General features: G+C 63.4%; 23 protein-coding genes. 10 read left to right on the top strand and 13 right to left on the bottom strand.

Annotation, left to right across the window (positions count from 1 at the left end; all coding sequences use genetic code 11):
* Positions 1-43 precede the first annotated feature (43 nt).
* Together EB815_RS02210 and EB815_RS02205 are read right to left on the bottom strand one after the other, a co-directional pair.
* Complete coding sequence (locus tag EB815_RS02210; RefSeq protein ID WP_056568975.1) at positions 44-616, bottom strand: cytochrome b; 573 nt, start codon at positions 614-616, stop codon at positions 44-46.
* A gap of 266 nt (positions 617-882) precedes the next feature.
* The gene (locus EB815_RS02205) at positions 883-1,773 is read right to left on the bottom strand and encodes a LysR family transcriptional regulator (RefSeq protein ID WP_056568979.1); all 891 of its coding nucleotides are present in this window, start codon (positions 1,771-1,773) and stop codon (positions 883-885) included.
* A 97-nt stretch (positions 1,774-1,870) separates the two neighbouring features.
* Between EB815_RS02205 and EB815_RS02200 the strand changes: the two genes are divergently transcribed.
* Positions 1,871-2,866 (top strand): aldo/keto reductase, encoded by a 996-nt coding sequence (locus tag EB815_RS02200; RefSeq protein ID WP_056568981.1) that lies wholly within the window; start codon positions 1,871-1,873, stop codon positions 2,864-2,866.
* Between the two features lie 97 nt (positions 2,867-2,963).
* Here the strand turns inward: EB815_RS02200 and EB815_RS02195 are convergent, their stop codons facing one another.
* From EB815_RS02195 to infC, 8 genes are all read right to left on the bottom strand, one after another.
* Entirely contained in the window at positions 2,964-3,566 is a 603-nt protein-coding gene (locus EB815_RS02195; protein WP_056568984.1) for a nucleotidyltransferase family protein, read from the bottom strand.
* 103 nt (positions 3,567-3,669) lie between these two features.
* Entirely contained in the window at positions 3,670-6,078 is a 2,409-nt protein-coding gene (gene pheT, locus EB815_RS02190; protein WP_056568986.1) for a phenylalanine--tRNA ligase subunit beta, read from the bottom strand.
* Positions 6,075-6,497: a GFA family protein gene (locus tag EB815_RS02185; protein ID WP_056568990.1), complete on the bottom strand. Its 423-nt coding sequence runs from the start codon at positions 6,495-6,497 to the stop codon at positions 6,075-6,077. Before EB815_RS02185 ends, pheT begins: the two co-directional genes overlap by 4 nt.
* Positions 6,494-7,546, bottom strand: coding sequence for a phenylalanine--tRNA ligase subunit alpha (pheS, locus tag EB815_RS02180; protein WP_056570312.1), 1,053 nt, complete (start codon positions 7,544-7,546; stop codon positions 6,494-6,496). The genes EB815_RS02185 and pheS overlap by 4 nt, the downstream gene beginning before the upstream one ends.
* Before the next feature lie 173 nt (positions 7,547-7,719).
* Positions 7,720-8,121, bottom strand: a complete 402-nt coding sequence (rplT, locus tag EB815_RS02175) for a 50S ribosomal protein L20 (RefSeq protein ID WP_006201247.1) — start codon at positions 8,119-8,121, stop codon at positions 7,720-7,722.
* 92 nt (positions 8,122-8,213) lie between these two features.
* The gene (rpmI, locus tag EB815_RS02170) at positions 8,214-8,417 is read right to left on the bottom strand and encodes a 50S ribosomal protein L35 (RefSeq protein ID WP_006201248.1); all 204 of its coding nucleotides are present in this window, start codon (positions 8,415-8,417) and stop codon (positions 8,214-8,216) included.
* Between the two features lie 182 nt (positions 8,418-8,599).
* Entirely contained in the window at positions 8,600-9,226 is a 627-nt protein-coding gene (locus EB815_RS02165) for a methyltransferase family protein (protein WP_056568993.1), read from the bottom strand.
* A gap of 224 nt (positions 9,227-9,450) precedes the next feature.
* The gene (gene infC, locus EB815_RS02160; RefSeq protein ID WP_010912915.1) at positions 9,451-9,987 is read right to left on the bottom strand and encodes a translation initiation factor IF-3; all 537 of its coding nucleotides are present in this window, start codon (positions 9,985-9,987) and stop codon (positions 9,451-9,453) included.
* Between the two features lie 220 nt (positions 9,988-10,207).
* On the opposite strand from infC, the gene EB815_RS02155 reads away from it, so the two are divergent.
* From EB815_RS02155 to EB815_RS02140, 4 genes are all read left to right on the top strand, one after another.
* Complete coding sequence (locus tag EB815_RS02155) at positions 10,208-10,978, top strand: alpha/beta hydrolase (RefSeq protein ID WP_056568995.1); 771 nt, start codon at positions 10,208-10,210, stop codon at positions 10,976-10,978.
* 2 nt (positions 10,979-10,980) lie between these two features.
* Positions 10,981-12,123 (top strand): benzoate/H(+) symporter BenE family transporter, encoded by a 1,143-nt coding sequence (locus EB815_RS02150; RefSeq protein ID WP_081294951.1) that lies wholly within the window; start codon positions 10,981-10,983, stop codon positions 12,121-12,123.
* A gap of 117 nt (positions 12,124-12,240) precedes the next feature.
* On the top strand, positions 12,241-12,723 hold the full coding sequence (locus EB815_RS02145) for a DUF2852 domain-containing protein (protein ID WP_056569002.1): 483 nt from the start codon (positions 12,241-12,243) through the stop codon (positions 12,721-12,723).
* Positions 12,724-12,824: 101 nt separating this feature from the next.
* Positions 12,825-13,583, top strand: coding sequence for a M48 family metallopeptidase (locus tag EB815_RS02140; RefSeq protein ID WP_056569005.1), 759 nt, complete (start codon positions 12,825-12,827; stop codon positions 13,581-13,583).
* Here EB815_RS02140 and EB815_RS02135 read toward each other — a convergent pair whose 3' ends face one another.
* Complete coding sequence (locus EB815_RS02135; protein WP_056569008.1) at positions 13,584-13,802, bottom strand: hypothetical protein; 219 nt, start codon at positions 13,800-13,802, stop codon at positions 13,584-13,586. It lies immediately after the preceding gene.
* A 119-nt stretch (positions 13,803-13,921) separates the two neighbouring features.
* Between EB815_RS02135 and EB815_RS02130 the strand changes: the two genes are divergently transcribed.
* The 5 genes from EB815_RS02130 to EB815_RS02110 all read left to right on the top strand — a co-directional run bounded on the left by EB815_RS02130 (position 13,922) and on the right by EB815_RS02110 (position 19,265).
* Entirely contained in the window at positions 13,922-14,581 is a 660-nt protein-coding gene (locus EB815_RS02130) for a phosphoribosylanthranilate isomerase (RefSeq protein WP_056569011.1), read from the top strand.
* 90 nt (positions 14,582-14,671) lie between these two features.
* Positions 14,672-15,892 (top strand): tryptophan synthase subunit beta, encoded by a 1,221-nt coding sequence (trpB, locus tag EB815_RS02125; protein ID WP_056569014.1) that lies wholly within the window; start codon positions 14,672-14,674, stop codon positions 15,890-15,892.
* Position 15,893: 1 nt separating this feature from the next.
* Complete coding sequence (gene trpA / locus EB815_RS02120; RefSeq protein ID WP_056569017.1) at positions 15,894-16,733, top strand: tryptophan synthase subunit alpha; 840 nt, start codon at positions 15,894-15,896, stop codon at positions 16,731-16,733.
* Positions 16,734-16,829: 96 nt separating this feature from the next.
* Entirely contained in the window at positions 16,830-17,756 is a 927-nt protein-coding gene (accD, locus tag EB815_RS02115) for an acetyl-CoA carboxylase, carboxyltransferase subunit beta (RefSeq protein WP_056569020.1), read from the top strand.
* Between the two features lie 183 nt (positions 17,757-17,939).
* A complete protein-coding gene (locus tag EB815_RS02110) occupies positions 17,940-19,265 on the top strand; it encodes a bifunctional folylpolyglutamate synthase/dihydrofolate synthase (RefSeq protein ID WP_056570314.1) in 1,326 nt (441 codons plus the stop codon).
* 132 nt (positions 19,266-19,397) lie between these two features.
* Here the strand turns inward: EB815_RS02110 and EB815_RS02105 are convergent, their stop codons facing one another.
* Both EB815_RS02105 and trxA read right to left on the bottom strand, forming a co-directional pair.
* Positions 19,398-19,679, bottom strand: coding sequence for a cupin domain-containing protein (locus EB815_RS02105; RefSeq protein ID WP_056569023.1), 282 nt, complete (start codon positions 19,677-19,679; stop codon positions 19,398-19,400).
* Positions 19,680-19,816: 137 nt separating this feature from the next.
* Positions 19,817-20,143 carry a thioredoxin gene (trxA, locus tag EB815_RS02100; RefSeq protein ID WP_056569026.1) on the bottom strand — a complete coding sequence of 109 codons (327 nt, stop codon included), beginning with the start codon at positions 20,141-20,143 and terminating at the stop codon, positions 19,817-19,819.
* Between the last annotated feature and the right edge of the window lie 70 nt (positions 20,144-20,213).

Genomic DNA, 20,213 nt, shown 5'->3' with positions numbered 1-20,213 from the left:
CGCGTTTAGCGTCCTCACCCCACAAACGAGCGAACCGCCCGCTCTATTCCCTGCCTGACGAAGGCGTGATCATGCGCGTGAGCACGCTGTCGCGCAGCAGGAAGTGGTGGCGCAAGGCGGCGGCGGCATGCAGCGCGACAAGCGCGATGCCGGCATAGGCGAGATACCAGTGCGCCGCCGCCCAGAAGCTTTCCGCGCTATCGGATTCCGCCAAAGGCAGGTTGGGCATTACGAACAGGTTGAACGGCATGGTAGGAATTTCCAGTGTCGACACCGAAACCAGCGCCCAGCCTGACAAGGGCAAGGCGAGCTGGAAGGCATAGAGCGCCAGATGCGCGAGCGGGGCCGTACGCCGCTCCAGCGCGCCAACCGATGGCGGCAAGGGTGGCGCCGCGTTGCCGAGCCGCCAGGCGATGCGCAGTATGATGAGGCCAAGCAGCAGAAAGCCGAGGGACTTGTGCAACTGGATCAGCTCGAAGGCGGTGCGTTGGCTGGTCAGCCGCACCATGATGAAACCGAGCACGAACTGGCCGATGAAGATGATCCCGATCAGCCAGTGAAGAAGGATCGTCGCCCAGCCGTAGCGGGTTGGCGTGTTGGTGATGGAGGTTTGCATGGAAGGCGAACGCCGTCGAACTACGCTTTCTTCCCGACGGCAGCGCTGCCCCTCATTGCCCGCCGGGCATTTCTCCCTGTAAACGGGGCGAAAGGGGGCAGTGGCGCCCGCAGTGCTCTTTCCCCAACCTTGGTGATTGGCGAAATCATCGATGAGAGCGTCCCTCGCCCCGTTTACGGAGAGAGGATGCCGACGGGCAGGTGAGGGGCAGCACTAGCCTTGATAAGGAATGCACCCGATTGCAGCGATTGCTCTGCACCGTCGTTCTACCCACTCACCTTGAAGAAATCAACGAAAGCCCGCAGCGCCGGGCGCATCTGCCGGCGGCTGGGATAATAGACGAAGAACCCGTCGAAAGGTGGACACCAGTCGTCCAGTACGCGGATCAGCCTGCCATCGGCGAGCGGGGCGCGAACATAGTCCTCGAAGACGAAGGCGAGGCCGGCGCCGTCGACTGCGGCTTGCGCGATCAGATGGTCCTCGTCGAGGATCAGCGGCCCTTGCGCGGCAATCTCGATTCCCTCGCCGCCCTTTTCGAATTCCCAGCGGTAGAGGATGCCGCTGGAGAAGCGGAAGCGGATGCAGCGATGGTCGGCAAGGTCGTGCGGGTGATGCGGTCTCGGCATGGCCGCGAAATAGGATGGCGCGCCGACCACCGCGCCGCGCATGTGCGGCCCGATGCGCACCGCGATCATGTCGCGCTGCAGGCTCTCGCCGAGCCGCACACCGGCGTCGAAGCCACCTTCGACAACATCGGTGAAGCGATCCTCGATGACGATCTCCAGCACGATGTCGGGATAGGCCGATGCAAAGGCGCCCAGCTTGGGCGTCAGCACCAGATGCGCTGCCGTGCGCGGCACGCTGAGCCTCAGATTCCCGGCCGGCCGGTCGCGCGCCTCGACCGCCGTCTCCAGCGCCAGGTCGATCTCGGAAAGGGCCGGGCGCAAACGCTCCAGCAATTGCGCCCCCTCTTCGGTCGGCGCCACGCTGCGCGTGCTGCGCGCCAGCAGCCGCACGCCAAGTCGCGCTTCCAGGCTGGACACCGCATGGCTGACCGCCGACGGCGCGATAGCCAATTCCCTGGCCGCGCCGCGAAAACTGCCGCATTGGGCGACGGTTGCCAGCACCGCCAGCTGTGAAAGATGCGCTCGGTTCATTGATCTATTTCTTAGAACGACCCGTGCATAGATGAACCGATTATCGAGCATGGCGCAAGACGCTACATCGGCGGCATCACAACAAGGAGATCTCGTGATGCAAACCCGCAAATTAGGAACTGAACTCGAAGTCTTCCCCGTCGGTCTCGGCTGCATGGGCATGAGTTTTGGTTATGGCGGTCAGCCGGAGGCCGAGGCGATCGCCACCTTGCGGCGCGCCGTCGAGATCGGCGTCAACTTCTTCGACACTGCCGAAGTCTATGGCCCCTACGAGAATGAGATCCTGCTCGGCAAGGCGCTGAAGTCGGTGCGCGAGAAGGTGACCATCGCCACCAAATTCGGCTTCAAGATCCTGGAGGAAGGCACCGGCACCGACCGCATGGCCGGCGTCGACAGCCGTCCCGAGCACGTCAAGGCGGTCGCCGAGGCCTCGCTAAAGCGGCTCGGCACCGATGTCATCGACCTCTACTACCAGCACCGTGTCGACCCCAACGTGCCGATCGAGGACACGGTCGGCGCCATGGCCGAGCTGGTGCGCGAGGGCAAGGTGCGCGCGCTCGGCCTGTCGGAGGCAAGTGCCGCGACCATCCGCCGGGCGCATGCCGTTCATCCGATCGCGGCCGTGCAGAGCGAATATTCGCTGTGGAGCCGCGACCCGGAACAGGAGGTGTTCGCCGTCTGCCGCGAACTCGGCATCGGCTTCGTCCCCTACAGCCCGCTCGGCCGTGGCCTTTTGACCGGTACCATCGCCAAGCCCGAAACGCTTGACGATGGCGACTGGCGCCGCATCTTGCCGCGCTTCCAGGCCGAGGCCATGGAAGCCAACGCCAAGGTTGTCGCCACGCTGGAAGGGATGGCGACTGAAAAGGGCGTCACCCCGGCGCAGCTGGCGCTCGCCTGGGTGCTGCACCAAGGCGATTTCATCGTCCCGATCCCCGGCGCGCGAAAGATCCGCCATCTCGAGCAGAACACGGCGGCGGCGAACATCGAACTGAGTGCGGCTGAGGTGGCGGCGATTGGTGACGCGCTGTCGCCGGATAAGGTGATGGGCAAGCGCTATACGGAGGAGTTGTTGGCGCTGGTGAATGGGTGACCTTCAGCATCAGCTTGTTTTGAGATGCTGGCGGGACAGCGCCCCCTCTGTCCTGCAGGGCAGAGGGGGGCGCCTCGCGCCGACATTCCGGCAACTCCTACCAAGCCACCACACCAATCTCCGGCCAGCATTCCCTCGCCCGCGCCCCCTTCGCCTCATGCGTCCGCTGATTGTCCATCACCCGGTTCGGCGTGATACGGAACGAAAAGACATCGTCGAGCCCGAACGGCGCCACCAGCTCAAGCTGCCCGCCGGCATCGTAGCGCACGCCGACCGCATGCGTCCTCGAGGCAAAATGGCTGATGGGTTCGCTCGCGCTCGTATAGCGCGGGCAGGGCTGGCCGAATTTCTGCGGATACCACAGATGCACCCGCGCCTGGTTGCGCACTTCGACCGGCAGCGCCAGCCCCTCGAAATGCCGCGCCGCCCGGCGGATGACCAAGTCCTCGGCCTCATAGGACAGGTCGCTGTCGTCGAAATAGAACAGGTCGACATCCCTGATGCCGTAACCCGACGACTTGCCCGTCAGATGGTTCCAGACGCTGTTGTAGAGCGCGCCGGAGACGATCAGCCAGTCCGGCAGAGCCAGCGCGCGAGCCCGCGCCAGCGCGTCGCCGACCAGCGGGTCCCCCGACACGATGTCGAGAAACGCCTCTCGCTGTGCTTCGAACGGCAGCCCGGAATAGCGCAGATGGTCCATCGCCCTTTGGAGGACGATTCGCCATCTGCCCGCAAGTTTCGGAGCAATTCCGGGAAAAGTGCAAGACGGTTTTCCGTCCGGAATTGCGTCAAGACAGAGAGTTCTACCCGCGCAGAACGCCACCCGTCTGCTTGCCGACATTCTCGACGATGCGCTTGGCCAGCACCTCGAAATCCTCGTCGGTCAGCGTCTTCTCGACCGGCTGGATCGCCACTTCGATGGCAATGGACTTCTTGCCCTCGCCGAGCGACGCGCCTTCGAAGATGTCGAAGACCGAAACGCCAGTGATCAGCTTCTTGTCGGCGGCAAGCGCTGCGCGCACCAGAGTACCGGCCTCGATCGCCTTGTCGACGACAAAGGCGAAGTCGCGCTTCACCGCCTGGAAGGCGGAGAGTTCCAGCTTCGGCTTGGTTTTCGTTGGCTTGGCCTTTGGCTCCGGCACGGCATCGACGAACACTTCGAAGCCGCATAGCGGCCCGGAAACGTCGAGCCCTTCCATTGTCTTGGGATGGAACTCGCCGAACGTGCCGAGCACGGTCTTTGGCCCGAGCTTGATCGTGCCGGAGCGGCCGGGATGGTACCATGACGGTCCGCCCGCCTCGATCTGCAGCCGCTCGACCGGCGCGCCGCAGGCTTCCAGTGCCGCGATCGCATCCGCCTTGGCGTCGAACACGCCGACCGGGCCTGAATTGCCGGCCCAGTTGCGGCCTGAGCCGTCGAGCTTGGCGGTGCCGCGGCGCACGCCGGCGGCCACGCGCCGCTGCTGGTCGGCGCCGTCGCCCTCATAGGTGCCCGACACCTCGAACAGCGCCACGTCGCCAATACCCTTGTCGGCATTGCGCTGCGCGGCTGCGATCAGCCCCGGCAGCAGCGACGGCCGCATGTCGGACATGTCGGCGGCGATCGGGTTGGCGAGTTTCAGCGCCGTCTGGCCGCCGCCGAACAGTTCGGCATGCTTGGCCGGGATGAACGACCAGGTGACGGCTTCCATCATGCCGCGCACGGCAAGCGCCCGCTTGGCGGTGCGGGTGCGGACCTGCAGCGTGGTCAGGATCTTCGAATTGACCGCGTCATGCGCGCCGAGCGGCTGCGGCGCGATGTTGTCGACGCCGTGGATGCGCATCACCTCTTCGACCAGGTCCGCCTTGCCATCGACATCGGGACGCCAGGACGGTACCGCCACATCGACGACATCGCCCGAGCCCTGCGGCTTGAAGCCGAGGCGCGACAGGATGTCGAGGCTTTCCGCCTTGGGCACTTCGATACCGGTCAACCGCGTCACTTCCGACAACGGGAAGCAGACGATCTTGGGCTTGTGGCCGGCATAGCCGACGACCTCCGTCTCGGCCGGCTCTCCGCCGCAGAAATCGAGCACCAGCCTGGTCGCCAGCTCCACGCCGGGCACCATGAATTCCGGGTCGACACCGCGCTCGAAACGATAGCGGGCATCGGTGATGATGCCGAGCATGCGGCCGGTGCGCGCGGTGGTGATCGGATCCCAGAGCGCCGATTCGATGAGCACGTCGGTCGTGCTCTCGTCGCAGCCGGAATGTTCGCCGCCCATCACGCCGGCGATCGATTCGACGCCGTTGTCGTCAGCGATGACGCACATTTCTGATGTCAGCGTGTATTCGCGGCCATCGAGCGCCATCACCTTCTCGCCGTCGCGCGCGCGGCGCACGACGAGGTTGCCGGCGACCTTCCTGGCATCGAACACATGCAGCGGCCGGCCGCGATCGAAGGTGACGTAATTGGTGATGTCGACCAGCGCGCTGATCGGCCTGAGACCGATGGCGATCAGCCTTTGCTGCAGCCATTTCGGTGACGGGCCATTCTTGACACCGCGCACGAGGCGCAAGGCGAAGCCCGGGCAAAGCTCCGGCGCCTCGATCACCACCTTGACCGGCGTCTCGCCCTTGCCGGGGATCGCTTCGACCGCAGCGCTTTTCAGCGTGCCGAGCCCGCTCGCCGCCAGGTCCCTGGCGATGCCGTGGACGCTGGTGGCATCGGGCCGGTTCGGCGTCAGATTGATCTCGATCACCGGATCGTCGAGATGCGCATAGGACGCAAAGCTGGTGCCGACAGGCGCATCTTCGGGCAGGTCGATGATGCCGTTGTGCTCGTCGGACAGTTCCAGCTCGCGCTCGGAACACATCATGCCATGGCTTTCGACGCCACGGATCTTGCCGACCGTCAGCGTCACATCGATGCCGGGCACATAGGTGCCGGGCGCCGCGAAGGCGCCGATCAGGCCCGCGCGGGCATTGGGCGCGCCGCACACCACCTGGACAGGTGCCTTGCCGTCGCCCGTATCGACGGTCAGCACGCGCAGCCGGTCGGCATCGGGGTGCTGCACCGCCGTCAGCACCTTGGCGATGACGAAGGGTTTCAGGCTCGACTTGTCGTCGACATGCTCGACTTCGAGGCCGATCGAGGTCAGCCGCTCGACGATCTCGTTGAGCGAGGCATCGGTCTCGAGATGATCCTTGAGCCAGGAGAGGGTGAATTTCATGGGACTGTTCCGTCTGGTCTTTTGACGCTTGTTTTCAGATGTCTGGGCAAGTCGTCGGACATATGCAGGAAGGGAAGCTGCTCGCTGATATAGGCATGCAGCGTCGGCCTGAAATCGGCCGGCATGTCCATGGCGCCAAGCATGAAGTAGATGTCGTCTTCCAGCCGCTCGTCGACATAGGCGATGGGCGAGCCGCAGACGCCGCAGAACGAGCGCGTCACCGGGCCGTTCTCGTACATCTTCAGCGCCTTGCCGGTGAACGCCACCTGGCTGGCCGGGAAGCCGACAAAGGCCGATACCGGCGCGCCGCTGGCCCGCCGGCAATCGCCGCAATGGCAATAGCTGACGTGGTGCGGCTCGGCCGAAGCCTCGAACCGCACGGCGCCGCAGCGGCAGCCCCCGATGTGGAGCGCTGTCATGCGCTCAAGCCGCCGAACAGCGTCGGCATGTCGAGCGGCCGGAAACCGTAATGCGACAGCCAGCGCACGTCCGCGTCGAAGAAGGCGCGCAGGTCCGGCATGCCGTATTTCAGCATGGCGATGCGGTCGATGCCCATGCCCCAGGCAAAGCCCTGGTACTCGTCGGGATCGAGCCCGCCGGCGCGCAGCACATTGGGGTGCACCATGCCGCAGCCGAGGATCTCCATCCAGTCGGAGCCTTCGCCGAAGCGCACTTCGCCGGGCCGCGACCGGTCGCACTGGATGTCGACCTCGAGGCTGGGCTCGGTGAACGGGAAGAAGGACGGGCGGAAGCGCATCTTGACCGAAGGCACCTCGAAGAACGCCTTGCAGAACTCTTCGAGAACCCACTTCATGTTGGCGACGTTGGCCGTCTTGTCGATCACCAGCCCCTCGACCTGGTGGAACATCGGCGAGTGGGTGGCGTCGGAATCCTGGCGATAGGTCTTGCCCGGAATGACGATGCGGATCGGCGGCTTCTGCTTCTCCATGGTGCGGATCTGCACCGGCGAGGTGTGGGTGCGCAAAAGTTTGCGCTCGCCCCTCTCGTCCGGCTGGAAGAAGAAGGTGTCGTGCATCTCGCGCGCCGGATGGCCTTCCGGGAAATTCAGCGCGGTGAAATTGTAATAGTCGGTCTCGATATCGGGACCTTCGGCGATCGCGAAGCCGAGATCGCCGAAGATCGCGGCGATCTCGTCGATCACCTGGCTGATCGGATGGATACGGCCGCGCTCGGCCGGCGACTGCCGCACCGGCAGCGTCACATCGACCTTTTCGGCGGCCAGCCGGGCGGCGATCGCCACGTCCTTCAATTCGGCCTTGCGGGCAGTCAGCGCCTCGGTGACCCGGTTCTTGAGGCCGTTGATGACAGGGCCCTTGATCTGGCGCTCCTCGGCGGTCATCGCGCCAAGTGTCTTCAGCATCTCGGACACGGTGCCCTTCTTGCCGAAGGCAGCGATGCGCACGGCCTCGATGGCCGGCTCGTCGGCGGCCGATGCGATATCGGCCATCAGGGAATTTTCGAGCGTATCCAGGCCACTGGTTGCGTCGTTCACGGTCAAACTCGCTACGTTGGAAGTCGTCACTTTTAAGTTGAAAGTTCAGGCAGAACAAAGAACCCGCGCCAGCCGTGCCAGCGCGGGTTCCCCAAATCAGAATTGCGAATGCTTGGGAAGCGCTGGTCTTAGGCGACAGCGCTTTCAAAAGCGTTCGGCGTGGTGTTCTTCAGATATTCGAGCGCCACCTTGGCCTTGGCCACGAGCGCGGCGAAAGCCTGCGGCTCATGGATGGCCATGTCGGACAGGATCTTGCGATCGATCTCGATCCCGGCCTTGTTGAGGCCGTCGATGAAGCGGCCATAGGTCAGGCCATGCTCGTGGGTCGCGGCGTTGATGCGCTGGATCCACAGCGCGCGGAACGAGCGCTTGCGGTTCTTGCGGTCGCGGTAGGCGTACTGCAGCGACTTTTCCACCGCCTGCTTGGCGATGCGGATGGTGTTCTTGCGGCGGCCGTAGAAGCCTTTCGCGGCTTTCAGGACCTTCTTGTGCTTGGCGTGCGAGGTGACGCCTCTTTTTACGCGTGCCATGTCATGATCTCCTTAAAAGCAATTCCAGGAAAGTGTCTTGCGGTTTTCCGTTCGGAATTGCGTAAAACTACTGCGTGTCCGGACCGAATGCCTTAGAGGCCGTTCGGCAGAAAATTCTTGATGACCTTCTTGCCATCCGGTTCAGCCAGAACCATCGTGCCGCGGGCATTTCGAATGAACTTGTTGGAACGCTTGATCATGCCGTGACGCTTGCCGGCCGCAGCCGACAGGACTTTACCCGTACCTGTGATCTTGAACCGCTTCTTGGCGGCCGACTTGGTCTTCATCTTGGGCATTTTGCTACTCCGTATTGTTGGCGCACTATCGCGCTTCTTGTTCGCTCCGGGCCGACCAAAGCCCGAAAAGCAAATGAAACCGCCACGGCATGCCCTGCCGGGCGGTTTTCTTGAACGGCGGTCCTATACGTCAAACACGACTTGTACGCAACACCCGACGCCGTGCGACGCTCTGTCTTCTGTCAGGGGAGCGTGAACCACACCGGCAGCATGCCCGACTGCTGGGCGCCATCGATCAGTTCGAAGGCCGGCAGCGCGATCAGGAACACCAGGCCGTCGAGCAGCGTGGTCAACAGCAGGCGCGGCTTGAAGCTGCCCGTATCGCCCTCCTGGTATAGGGAAAGCTTCGGGAAGAAGCGCGGTACCCGCGCCAGATAGGCCGCATACGGCGCGCCAAGCGCTTCCTTGAGGAACTTCTCCTCGCGCAGGATGACGATGTGGAAGGCCCCGGCGCAGAGCAGCGCAAAGAGGATAATGCCGGAGAACGAGCCGATCTGGGCGCCGACACCAGCCGCGGCCACGGTCGAGAATACGTAGAGCGGATTGCGGGTGATCGAATAAGGCCCGCCCGTCACGACTTCGGACGACTTGCGCCCGCCTATATACAGCGTCGCCCAAAGGCGCCCGACGATGCCGAGGAAAATCAAGAGCACGCCGAACATCTCGATCGTTTCATGCACCGGCGTGTCGGGCGGGAAGGTCGACTGGCCGAACAGCAGCGCCAGAAACAGCACCACCACAAGCACGGCAAGTACCAGCCGGCGCATCTGCTGGTAGTTGCCCAGCCCGTATTTCACTTCATTGTCCAAGGGGATATCCGATCGTCGAGGAGCCTATGGCATGTCGTCCAAAAATGGCCCCGGTTTTGGGAGGACGACATGCATAAAAACAAAGCCGGCGATCGCGGCTTTCGCCAAGAAACAGGCGTCCCGCCGATCGTCGGGACGCCCTGTAGCACAATTCAGGCGGATTTAGAGCGTGATGACGGCGCCTAACCTTATCGTGATCCAGGCAGGTTCCGCGAAATATCCGCCTAGCGCGGCGCCAGCACCATCATCATCTGGCGGCCTTCGAGTTTCGGCTCCGCCTCGACCTTGGCGATGGTAGCCACTTCCTCGCGAACCTTGTTCAGGAGCTGCATGCCGAGCTCCATATGCGCCATTTCGCGGCCACGGAAGCGCAGCGTCAGCTTGACCTTGTCGCCTTCCTCGAAGAAGCGGCGAACCGCCTTCATCTTGGTCTCGTAGTCATGGCTGTCGATGTTGGGGCGCATCTTGATCTCCTTGATCTCGATGACCTTCTGGTTCTTGCGCGCCTCGGCCGCCTTCTTCTGGTTGGCGTATTTCAACTTGCCGAGATCGAGAATTTTTACGACGGGCGGCACCGCATTGGGCGATATCTCGACGAGATCGAGCCCAGCCTCTTCGGCGAGCAGCAATGCGTCGTTTATGGAGACATCGCCGCGGTTCTGGCCTTCGGCGTCGATAAGCTGGACCCGGGGAACCCGGATGTCACGGTTGGAGCGCGGCCCATCCTTGGTCGGCGCCGCTGCTTTGAAAGGTCTGCGAATGGTCGTGGTCTCCTTGGCCGTTTCGTTCAGGATTTGTCAGTCTGATGCGTGGACGCGCCAATGTGGTGAGCGCGCGGGCGGAGTCAATAGCACAGCATTGACAGAAAATCACCCTGATCGCTGGCCTGCACCAAACAAAGAAACGGTGCGAGCACTTTTCGCCACGCCCGTGGCCGTGCCACAAGAACGCCGTGCCAAAAGAGGGGCCCGAGGAAAAGCCATGACCGTCACGCCTCCGACCTTTCTCGATATCGATGGATCGCGCATCGCGGTGCGCCATATGGCGGGTTCGACGCCCGGCATTGTCTGGCTGGGCGGCTACAAGTCGGACATGCTGGGCACCAAGGCGCAGACGCTGTCGGACTGGGCGGCAAGGGAAGGCCGCGCCTTCCTGCGCCATGACTATTCAGGCCACGGTGAATCCGACGGCGCCTTTGCCGACGGCACGATTTCGAAATGGCTTTCGCAAAGCCTCGCCGTGTTCCGGCATTTCGCCAGCGGCAGCCAGATCCTGGTCGGCTCGTCCATGGGCGCCTGGATCGCGCTGCGCATGGTGCAGGAATTGCGCAAGGCGGGTGACGCAAACGTCGTCGGCCTGGTGCTGCTGGCGCCGGCGCCGGATTTTACCGCCGAGCTGGTCGAACCGGTGCTGACCCCCGCGCAGAAGCACGACCTCGCCGAAAAGGGCTTCTTCGCCGAGCCCTCCGACTATTCCACGGAGCCCTATATCTACACGCGCGCATTGATCGAGGATGGGCGCGCCAACCGGGTGATGACCGGTCCGATCGACACCCATTGCCCGGTTCACATCCTGCAGGGCCTGGCCGATGCGGACGTGCCGTCGAGCCATGCGCTGAAGCTGGTCAGCTTGCTGCCGGCCGACGATGTCACGCTGTCGCTCATTCCCGACGGCGATCATCGCCTGTCGCGGCCGCAGGATCTCGACATGCTGGTGCGGGCGGTCGGTGACATGGCCGGGCGGGGCAAGTGAGAATGCGCCTTTCCATCCCGATCTCGGCCTTTGTCGCGGCCATCGTCGGCTTCGGCGGCACGCTGGCCATCGTCATTGCCGCCGCCCACGCGGTCGGTGCGACGCAAATCCAGACGGCGAGTTGGGTGACGACGATTTGCCTGGCCATGGCGGTCGAAAGCCTGTGGCTGTCCTGGCGCACGAAGATGCCTGTCATCACCGCCTGGTCGACGCCGGGCCTGGCGCTGATGGCTGCCTCGACCGGCTTTTCGATCGGCGAGGCCGTCGCCGCCTTCGTCGTCACCGCCATCCTGTTGATCGCCACTGGCCTGTTTCGGCCGTTGACGCAATTGATCTCCAGGATACCGCCCTCGGTCGCCTCAGGCATGCTGGCGGGCATCGTCGTCACCTTCGCCATCAATGCGGTCAAGACCGTTCCCGTCGACCCCTGGCTGATCCTGCCCCTGATCGCGGCGTTCTTCATCATCCGGCTGTTCAATCCGGCGCTGTCGGTACTGGCGGTGCTGATCGGCGGCGGTCTCGCCGCGTTTCTCTCCGGCCGTGTCGGCGGCCTGCCGACACCCGAGCTGTCGACACTGGCGCTGATTGCACCTGACTTCACCGCCAAGGCGATGATTGGCCTGGCGCTACCGCTCTATCTCGTCACCATGGCGTCGCAGAACCTGTCTGGCCTCGCCGTGTTGCGCGCCGCCGGCTACCACCCGGAGCCCGGCCCGCTGATCGGCGTCACCGGCCTGTTTTCTCTGCTGTCGGCGCCGTTCGGCGGCTCGACCACCAATCTGGCGGCAATCTCGGCGGCAATCTGCACCGGGCCGGACGTTCATCCCGACCCCGCCGAGCGCTGGAAGACCGGGCCGTTCTATGCGCTCGCCTATCTCGTCTTCGCGATCTTCGGTGCCTCGCTGGTGGCGATCTTCGCCGTCCTGCCGCAGAGCCTGATCGTGCTGGTGGCCGGGCTTGCGTTGATGGCCTCGCTCGCCAACGCGCTGGCGATCGCGCTCAAGGACGAGGCCCACCGGATGGCCGCCACCGTCACGTTTGTCGTCACCGCCTCGGGGCTGACACTGTTCGGCGTCGGCGCCGCGTTCTGGGGGCTGATTGCCGGCTTGGGCGTGCTTTTCCTCGACATGCTCAAAAAGCGATAATCATTTCAGAAGCTTGTCCGGTTTTGGCGGACCTTGTCTTGAATCGCCGTTTTTGCCTTCCCATTTCGATTCCACGCAGCCGGTCCTGGCTGTCTCCAACCGAAGGAATGGGAGAAAATGAACACATCTGCATTGATCCGCCCGGCCTGGACGCCGGCAACCATCGCGTTGATGGTGATCGGCTTCATGGTGTTCTGGCCGCTCGGCTTCGCCATGCTCGCCTACATCATCTGGGGCGACCGGCTCGACGGCTTCAAGCGTGACGTCAACCGCGCGACCGACGGCATCTTCGCCGGCTGCCGTCGTGGTTCCGACAAGGCCGCGCGCTGGGGCAACGGCTCCGCCCGCACCGGCAACGTCGCTTTCGACGACTGGCGCGAAAAGGAGCTTGAGCGTCTCGCCGAGGAACGTCGCAAGCTCGACGACATGCTGACCGAGTTCGACGACTATGCCCGCGAATTGCGTCGCGCCAAGGATCAGGACGAGTTCGACCGCTTCATGGCGAAGCGCAACAAGTCGACCGCTCCGGCGAAGACCGATCCGAGCACCGGCACGACCTCGACCAAGCGCGGCAAGGACTCGAACCTGCTTGACGACTGAGGCTTTGCGACAAGCCTGATCGTGAAAAAAACGGCGTCGCGCGAGCGGCGCCGTTTCTTTTTTGTTCTAGTCGTTTTTCTCGAATCGCGTATCGTCCCGCCATGACCATCGGATTCTTCCGCAATCTGACGAAGCCCAAGGCCACGCCAGTCGTGGAGCGCGAATATTGCGTCGCCGGCCGCACGCTGCCGCTCAAGATCGTCGAGAGCGCCAGAGCGCGGCGGCTGACGCTGCGCATCGATTCCGGCGGCCAGGGCCTGCGCATCACCGTGCCGCCGGGCCTGCGCCGCGGCGAGGTGGACAGGTTCCTCGAGCGCCACCAGGACTGGCTGGAGCAGCGGCTCGCCAAAGTGCCGACGCGGCCACAGGTGCGGCCGGGCATCAGGATCCCGATCCGGGGCGTGCCGCACCGTATCGTTCATGAGCCGTCAAAGCGCGGTACCGTCACGGTATCGCGCGACGAGCGCGGGCCGCTGCTGATCGTGCATGGCGACCGGATACATCTGCCGCGCCGCATCGCCGATTTTCTCAAGCGCGAGGCCAAGAAGGAGATCGAGAAGCTGGTGGTCAGGCACACCGAGGCGCTCGGCAAGCGCGCCAAGGCGATCCGTTACAAGGACACGTCCAGCCGCTGGGGCTCCTGCACCTCGGAGGGCAATCTCTCCTTCTCCTGGCGCATCATGATGGCGCCGCAGCCCGTGATAAACTACCTCGTGGCGCATGAGGTGGCACATCTCAAGGAGATGAACCACGGCCCGAAATTCTGGAAACTGTGCGAAAAACTCTGCCCCGACACCGACCGCTGCAAGGACTGGCTGAAGCGCAATGGCGGCGCGCTGCAGGCGATTGTGTTCGAGTAGTCAATCGTCGTTGGCGGCATTGAGTTCATCCGGCCGCAGCCCCTCATCGCCGTGATGCGGCCAAGGCAGGAAATTCCGGTCAAACGTATCGCCACCGAAATAGTCCAGCGCCCGATGCGCTTCGGCGCCGTTGAAGGCGGCCTTGTCCATCAGATGCGCGATGACCTGGTGTGCCTGAGCGATCTTCTGCTTCAGTTCGGTAATGGTTGTGTCAGCCATGATCTTCTCCCACCCGGCATGCTGTCTATCCGTCCATCAATAGGTAGCGCCTTTGGCGCTGCCGGCAAACAGCATGCTTTTTCTCGACTCTGTCGCGATTTCGTGCCAATTCCCGCGCCATGGCGCTCGATATAAAAATCTGCGGCTTGAAGACCGACCACGCAATGGCCGCGGCCCTGGCCGGCGGCGCCACCCATGTCGGCTTCATTTTTTTCGCCAAGAGCCCTCGCTATGTCGAGCCGGCGCACGCCTGCCGTCTGCGCGAAGCGGCGCGCGGCAAGGCCTTGGCGGTTGCCGTCACGGTCGACGCCAGTGACGCCTTCCTGGACCAGATCGTCACAGCCATGCAGCCCGATATGTTGCAGCTGCACGGGTCGGAAACACCTGAGCAGGTGGCCGAACTGAAGGTCCGCTATGGGCTGCCGGTGATGAAGGCGCTGCCGCTCAGCGAGGCCGCCGATCTCGACCGGATCGAGCCGTTCATCGGCGTTGCCGACCGCTTCCTGTTCGACGCCAAGCCGCCAAAGGGCTCCGTGCTGCCGGGCGGCAATGGCGTGGCCTTCGACTGGCGCATCCTTGCCGGCCTTGACGCCGGCGTCGATTACATGCTTTCCGGTGGGCTCAACGCCGCCAACATCGGCGATGCCCTTCGGCTTGCCAACCCGCCCGGAATAGACATTTCGTCGGGCGTGGAAAGCGCGCCGGGCGTCAAGGATCCGGCGCTGATCGAACAGTTTTTCCGGGCCGTCCGGGCAGCACGCGACGACCGCGCCGCCTGAAAGTGTTTCCAATGAGAGCATGTCCCGGAAAAGTGGTATCCGGTTTTCCGATGAGGACATGCTCAAAACATAGCAGTTAGGAGATCGGCGATGAACAAGCCGGCGACACCCAATTCCTTTCGCACCGGACCTGACGAGCAAGGCATGTTCGGCATGTTTGGCGGCCGTTTCGTCGCCGAAACCTTGATGCCGCTGATCCTGGACCTCGAAAAGCACTGGACCTTCGCCAAGACCGACCCGGCCTTCAAGGCCGAGGTCGAGCATCTCAACAAGCACTATACCGGCCGGCCCAGTCCGCTCTATTTCGCCGAAAGGCTGACCCAGCATCTCGGCGGCGCGAAAATCTATTTCAAGCGCGACGAGCTCAACCACACCGGCTCACACAAGATCAACAATTGCCTCGGCCAGATTCTGCTGGCCAAGCGCATGGGCAAGACGCGCATCATCGCCGAGACAGGCGCTGGCCAGCACGGCGTTGCGTCGGCGACGGTTGCCGCGCGCTTCGGCTTGCCTTGCGTGGTTTACATGGGTGCGACCGACGTGCAGCGTCAGGCGCCCAACGTTTTCCGCATGAAGCTGCTCGGCGCCGAGGTTGTGCCGGTCACCTCCGGTCACGGCACATTGAAGGATGCCATGAACGAGGCGCTTCGCGATTGGGTGACGAATGTCGATGACACCTACTACATGATTGGCACCGCCGCGGGTCCGCACCCCTATCCCGAAATCGTGCGGGAGCTGCAGTCGGTCATCGGCCGCGAGGCCAGGGAACAGATGCTGGAGGCGGAAGGCCGGCTGCCGGACCTGCTTGTCGCAGCGGTGGGCGGCGGCTCAAACGCAATCGGCCTGTTCCACCCGTTCCTCGACGACACGGATGTGAAGATTGTCGGCGTCGAAGCCGGTGGCAAGGGCCTTGATGGCGAAGAGCACTGTGCCTCGCTTACCGCCGGTTCGCCAGGCGTTCTGCACGGCAACCGTACCTACCTGCTGCAGAACTCCGACGGCCAGATCATGGAAGGCCATTCGATCTCGGCCGGCCTCGACTATCCGGGCATCGGCCCGGAACATTCGTGGCTGAAGGAATCCAACCGTGTCGAATACGTGCCGATCATGGATTCAGAGGCGCTAGAGGCGTTCCAGCTGCTGACCCGGCTGGAGGGCATCATCCCGGCGCTGGAACCGGCGCATGCGCTGGCCGAGGTGATCAAGCGCGCGCCGAAGATGGGCAAGGACCAGATCATCGTCATGAATTTGTGCGGCCGCGGCGACAAGGACATTTTCACTGTGGGCAAAATTCTGGGGATGGAGCTTTAGAATGACCACCCGAATCGATCGCCGCATGGCGAAACTCAAGGCCGAAGGCAGGCCGGCGCTCGTCACCTATTTCATGGCCGGCGACCCGGACTACGAAACCTCGCTGTCGATCATGAAAGCCCTGCCGGGCGCCGGCAGCGATGTTATCGAACTCGGCATGCCGTTTTCCGATCCCATGGCCGATGGACCGGCGATCCAGGCAGCGGGCCTGCGTGCGCTGAAAGCTGGCCAGACCCTTGTGAAGACACTGAAGATGGCGTCGGATTTCCGCACCGGCGACAATGAAACCCCGATCGTGCTGATGGGCTATTACAACCCGATCTACGTCTACGGCGTCGACCGCTTCCTCAGGGATGCGCTGGCCAGCGGCATAGACGGGCTGATCGTCGTCGATCTGCCGCCGGAAATGGACGAGGAACTCTGCATACCGGCGCTCAAGGCTGGCATCAACTTCATCCGGCTGGCGACGCCGACCACGGATGACAAGCGGCTGCCCAAGGTTTTGCAGAACACGTCTGGCTTCGTCTACTACGTGTCAATGACCGGCATCACCGGTGCCGCACTTGCCGACACCGGCAAGGTGGCGGCGGCGGTCAAGCGCATCAAGGGCCATACCAACCTGCCGGTCTGCGTCGGCTTCGGTGTCAAGACCGCCGAACAGGCGCGTGTCATTGGCGCCAATGCCGATGGCGTCGTCGTCGGCACCGCGATCGTCAATGCGGTCGCCAATGTGCTGGGGCCGAAGGGCGAAAAGACCGCCGACCCGGCCGAGGCCGTCGCCACGCTGGTCAGCGGCCTTGCGCAAGGCGTGCGCTCGGCCCGCCTTGCTGCCGCCGAATAGTTCTCCTACCTCAAGTTTGTGCATGTCGCCCAAAACCGGTTCCCATTTTTGGGCGACATGCATTAGCAACTCTTCGTCAGGACAGGAGCCGAAGCGATGAACTGGATCACCAATTACGTTCGCCCGAAGATCAATTCGATGCTCGGCCGGCGCACCGACATGCCCGAGAATCTCTGGATCAAGGATCCCGAGACCGGCGAGATGGTGTTCCACAAGGATCTGGAATCCAACCAGTTCGTCATCCCGTCTTCCGGCCATCACATGAAGATTTCGGCCAAGGAGCGGCTGAAGTACTTCCTCGACGACGGGAAATACGAACAGCTCGAAAACCCGAAGGTGGTGCAGGATCCGCTGAAGTTCCGCGATGAGAAGCGTTACACCGACCGGTTGAAGGACGCCAAGGCCAAGACCGGGCTGGAGGACGCGATCGTCAACGCGCTGGGCACCATCGAAGGCCTGCCGGTGGTGGTGACGGTGCAGGATTTCGCCTTCATGGGGGGCTCGCTCGGCATGGCCGCCGGCGACGCCATCGTACACGCATTCGAGGTCGCCCTGCAGCGCAAGCGGCCGCTGATCCTGTTCGCCGCGTCCGGCGGCGCGCGCATGCAGGAAGGCATCTTGTCCCTCATGCAGCTGCCGCGCACAACGGTCGGCGTCGACCGGCTTAAGGAAGCCGGCCTGCCCTACATCGTCGTGCTGACCAACCCGACCACAGGCGGCGTCACCGCCTCCTATGCCATGCTGGGCGACGTGCATATCGCCGAGCCGGGCGCGCTGATCGGCTTTGCCGGACCGCGTGTCATCGAGCAGACCATCCGCGAGAAACTGCCCGATGGCTTCCAGCGCTCCGAATATCTGATGGAGCACGGCATGGTCGACATGGTGGTGTCGCGGCTCGAACTGCGCCAGACCATCGCGCGGCTGTTGAAGATGCTGCTCAAGATGCCGGAGGAGCAAAAGCCGCTCGAGCCGGAAATCCTGCCGCCGGCGATGGTTGCGACCGAAGCCCGGCCGCAAGCCTGAGGACGCGACACTGTGCATGTCGTCCAAAAGTGGCCTCGGTTTTGGGAGGACGACGTGCACAAGACACGACTTGGGCCGCCGCGAACAGCGATTGCGCCATGTCCATGGCGCGCTGTAGCCTTTTGATTGCCATGGCCATTCCGGGTTGATTCTGGTGCTCGGGCCATGCGCCGGGATTTTGTCATGACAACGCTTGCCGCCGACCGCGAAATCGAAGCCCTGATGGCGCTTCACCCGAAAGGTTTCGACCTTTCGCTCGACCGCATCACGCGGCTCCTGGAGCGGCTTGGCAATCCGCAGGACTTGCTGCCGCCGGTCATCCACATCGCCGGCACCAACGGCAAGGGCTCCTGCGCCGCCTTTTCGCGCGCGCTGCTTGAAGCCGCCGGCCGTCTCGTGCATGTCCACACCTCGCCGCATCTGGTGAACTGGGCCGAGCGCTATAGGCTCGCCGCCGAGGGGGGTGGCAAGCTCGTCGACGATGAGACCTTCGCCGAGGCCATTGCCCGCGTCGCCAAGGCCAATGACGGCCAGAAGATCACCGTCTTCGAGATCCTCACCGCCGTCACCTTCATCCTGTTTTCGGAACATCCGGCCGATGCCGCCATCATCGAGGTCGGCCTCGGCGGCCGCTTCGACGCCACCAATGTCGTCGCCAGGCCGGCCGTGTCGGTGATCATGCCTGTGTCGATGGATCATGAGGCCTATCTTGGCGACCGGGTCGAACTGATCGCTGCTGAAAAGGCTGGCATCATGAAGCGCGGCTGCCCCGTGGTGATCGGCGCCCAGGAAAGCGAGACGGCGCTGCAGGTGCTGATCGAGACCGCCGAGCGGCTGGAGTGCCCGACCTTCGTCTATGGCCAGGACTTCCTGGCCTTCGAGGAGAACGGCCGCATGGTCTACCAGGACGAGGATGGCCTGATGGACCTGCCGATGCCGCGGCTGCCAGGGCGCCACCAATTCGCCAATGCGGCGGCTGCGATCGCCGCGGTCAAGGCGGCGGGCTTCGAGGTCAGCCACCGCGCCGCCGAAAAGGCGATGACCAATGTCGCCTGGCCCGGTCGCATGCAGAAGCTGGTGCAGGGCCGTCTGGCGGAGCTGGCGCCGAAGGGTGCCGACATCTGGCTCGACGGTGGCCACAACCCGGGCGCCGGCGTGGTCGTCGCCGAAGCGCTGGCCGAGCAGGAAGAAAAGAACCCGCGCCCGCTGTTCCTCATTTCGGGCATGATCAACACCAAGGACCAGAGCGGCTATTTCCGCGCCTTCAAGGGCTTGGCCCGGCATGTCTATACCGTGCCGGTGAGCATGAGCGATGCCGGCGTGCCCAACGACGAGCTGGCGATCCGCGCCACGGAAGCCGGGCTTTCCGCCGAGCCGGTCAGTTCCGTCGCCAGCGCGCTGATGCTGCTGCGCGACACCTGGGACGGCCCAGCGCCCCGCATCCTGATCGGGGGATCGCTCTATCTGGCTGGTGCAGTACTGGCCGAGAACGGCACACCGCCGACGTGAGGCCGTCCATCGCCCAGAGCAATTCCAGGAAAAGTGTGAAACGGTTTTCCGTCCGGAGTTGCGTTAAAACAATGAGTTAGAGCAGTTTGCCGTTTCCGTGAAACGGTGAAATGCTCTAGTCAATGCGGCCGCTTACTTCAGCTCGATCTCGATGAAAGCATATTCGCCCTCATTGGCGCTGATGACGTCGTGTTCGACGCCCTCCTTGCGGAAATAAGGCACGCCTTTCTTCATCTCGGCGAAGGTTTCACCGTCCTTGGTTTCCAGCTTGAGTTTGCCGTCCATCAGCGGCACCACGACATAGTCGTGCCCATGTCGATGCCAGCCGGTGTTGTCGCCCGGCTGGAAGCGGTACTCGGTGACGATGACACGCTCATTGTCGATGAAGACGGTGGCCTTGGCGGATCCGGTCATGACGTTCTCCCTGCTTCTGTTGCTGCCAACAGAAGACATGGCGTGACCTGATGTGAGGGCCAGAGCAACCCAGCGATGACGCCAACAAAAAGCCCGGCACGATGGCCGGGCTTTTGCTGTCAGGAATTTCAGTTGGATCAGGCGAGGCTGCCGTTGATCCAGTGCGACAGCGCGGTCTTCGGAGCGGCGCCAACCTTCATGTCGGCGACTTCGCCGCCCTTGAAGATCATCAGCGTCGGGATCGAGCGCACGCCGAATTGCGCGGCAAGCTCGGGATTCTCGTCGATGTTGAGCTTGGCGATCTTGACCTTGCTGCCGAGTTCGAGGGCGATGTCCTCAAGCGCCGGCGCGATCATCTTGCACGGGCCGCACCATTCAGCCCAGAAATCCACCACGACCGGCTCCTTGGCGTTGAGCACGTCGGCCTGGAAATTGTTCTTGTCGACCTTGACGGTGGCACCCATGCGGAAAATTCCTTTCGAGAGTTTTTTGTCCCACCAAATGTGGTGGTTGTCGCGCCCTTCTTCAAGCAGG

The organism is Mesorhizobium loti, from assembly GCF_013170705.1.
Lineage (GTDB): Bacteria > Pseudomonadota > Alphaproteobacteria > Rhizobiales > Rhizobiaceae > Mesorhizobium > Mesorhizobium loti_D.
The sequence above is the reverse complement of the archived record's forward strand: the minus strand, read 5'-3'. Positions and strand labels throughout refer to the sequence as shown.

What these genes read in the sequence shown, in the direction of transcription:
- EB815_RS02210 (WP_056568975.1), bottom strand. Translation starts at nt 616, where the DNA reads ATGCAAACCTCCATCACCAACACGCCAACCCGCTACGGCTGGGCGACG.
- EB815_RS02205 (WP_056568979.1), bottom strand. Translation starts at nt 1,773, where the DNA reads ATGAACCGAGCGCATCTTTCACAGCTGGCGGTGCTGGCAACCGTCGCC.
- EB815_RS02200 (WP_056568981.1), top strand. Translation starts at nt 1,871, where the DNA reads ATGCAAACCCGCAAATTAGGAACTGAACTCGAAGTCTTCCCCGTCGGT.
- EB815_RS02195 (WP_056568984.1), bottom strand. Translation starts at nt 3,566, where the DNA reads ATGGACCATCTGCGCTATTCCGGGCTGCCGTTCGAAGCACAGCGAGAG.
- pheT (WP_056568986.1), bottom strand. Translation starts at nt 6,078, where the DNA reads ATGAAATTCACCCTCTCCTGGCTCAAGGATCATCTCGAGACCGATGCC.
- EB815_RS02185 (WP_056568990.1), bottom strand. Translation starts at nt 6,497, where the DNA reads ATGACAGCGCTCCACATCGGGGGCTGCCGCTGCGGCGCCGTGCGGTTC.
- pheS (WP_056570312.1), bottom strand. Translation starts at nt 7,546, where the DNA reads ATGGCCGATATCGCATCGGCCGCCGACGAGCCGGCCATCGAGGCCGTG.
- rplT (WP_006201247.1), bottom strand. Translation starts at nt 8,121, where the DNA reads ATGGCACGCGTAAAAAGAGGCGTCACCTCGCACGCCAAGCACAAGAAG.
- rpmI (WP_006201248.1), bottom strand. Translation starts at nt 8,417, where the DNA reads ATGCCCAAGATGAAGACCAAGTCGGCCGCCAAGAAGCGGTTCAAGATC.
- EB815_RS02155 (WP_056568995.1), top strand. Translation starts at nt 10,208, where the DNA reads ATGACCGTCACGCCTCCGACCTTTCTCGATATCGATGGATCGCGCATC.
- EB815_RS02150 (WP_081294951.1), top strand. Translation starts at nt 10,981, where the DNA reads ATGCGCCTTTCCATCCCGATCTCGGCCTTTGTCGCGGCCATCGTCGGC.
- EB815_RS02145 (WP_056569002.1), top strand. Translation starts at nt 12,241, where the DNA reads ATGAACACATCTGCATTGATCCGCCCGGCCTGGACGCCGGCAACCATC.
- EB815_RS02140 (WP_056569005.1), top strand. Translation starts at nt 12,825, where the DNA reads ATGACCATCGGATTCTTCCGCAATCTGACGAAGCCCAAGGCCACGCCA.
- EB815_RS02135 (WP_056569008.1), bottom strand. Translation starts at nt 13,802, where the DNA reads ATGGCTGACACAACCATTACCGAACTGAAGCAGAAGATCGCTCAGGCA.
- EB815_RS02130 (WP_056569011.1), top strand. Translation starts at nt 13,922, where the DNA reads ATGGCGCTCGATATAAAAATCTGCGGCTTGAAGACCGACCACGCAATG.
- trpB (WP_056569014.1), top strand. Translation starts at nt 14,672, where the DNA reads ATGAACAAGCCGGCGACACCCAATTCCTTTCGCACCGGACCTGACGAG.
- trpA (WP_056569017.1), top strand. Translation starts at nt 15,894, where the DNA reads ATGACCACCCGAATCGATCGCCGCATGGCGAAACTCAAGGCCGAAGGC.
- accD (WP_056569020.1), top strand. Translation starts at nt 16,830, where the DNA reads ATGAACTGGATCACCAATTACGTTCGCCCGAAGATCAATTCGATGCTC.
- EB815_RS02110 (WP_056570314.1), top strand. Translation starts at nt 17,940, where the DNA reads ATGACAACGCTTGCCGCCGACCGCGAAATCGAAGCCCTGATGGCGCTT.
- EB815_RS02105 (WP_056569023.1), bottom strand. Translation starts at nt 19,679, where the DNA reads ATGACCGGATCCGCCAAGGCCACCGTCTTCATCGACAATGAGCGTGTC.
- trxA (WP_056569026.1), bottom strand. Translation starts at nt 20,143, where the DNA reads ATGGGTGCCACCGTCAAGGTCGACAAGAACAATTTCCAGGCCGACGTG.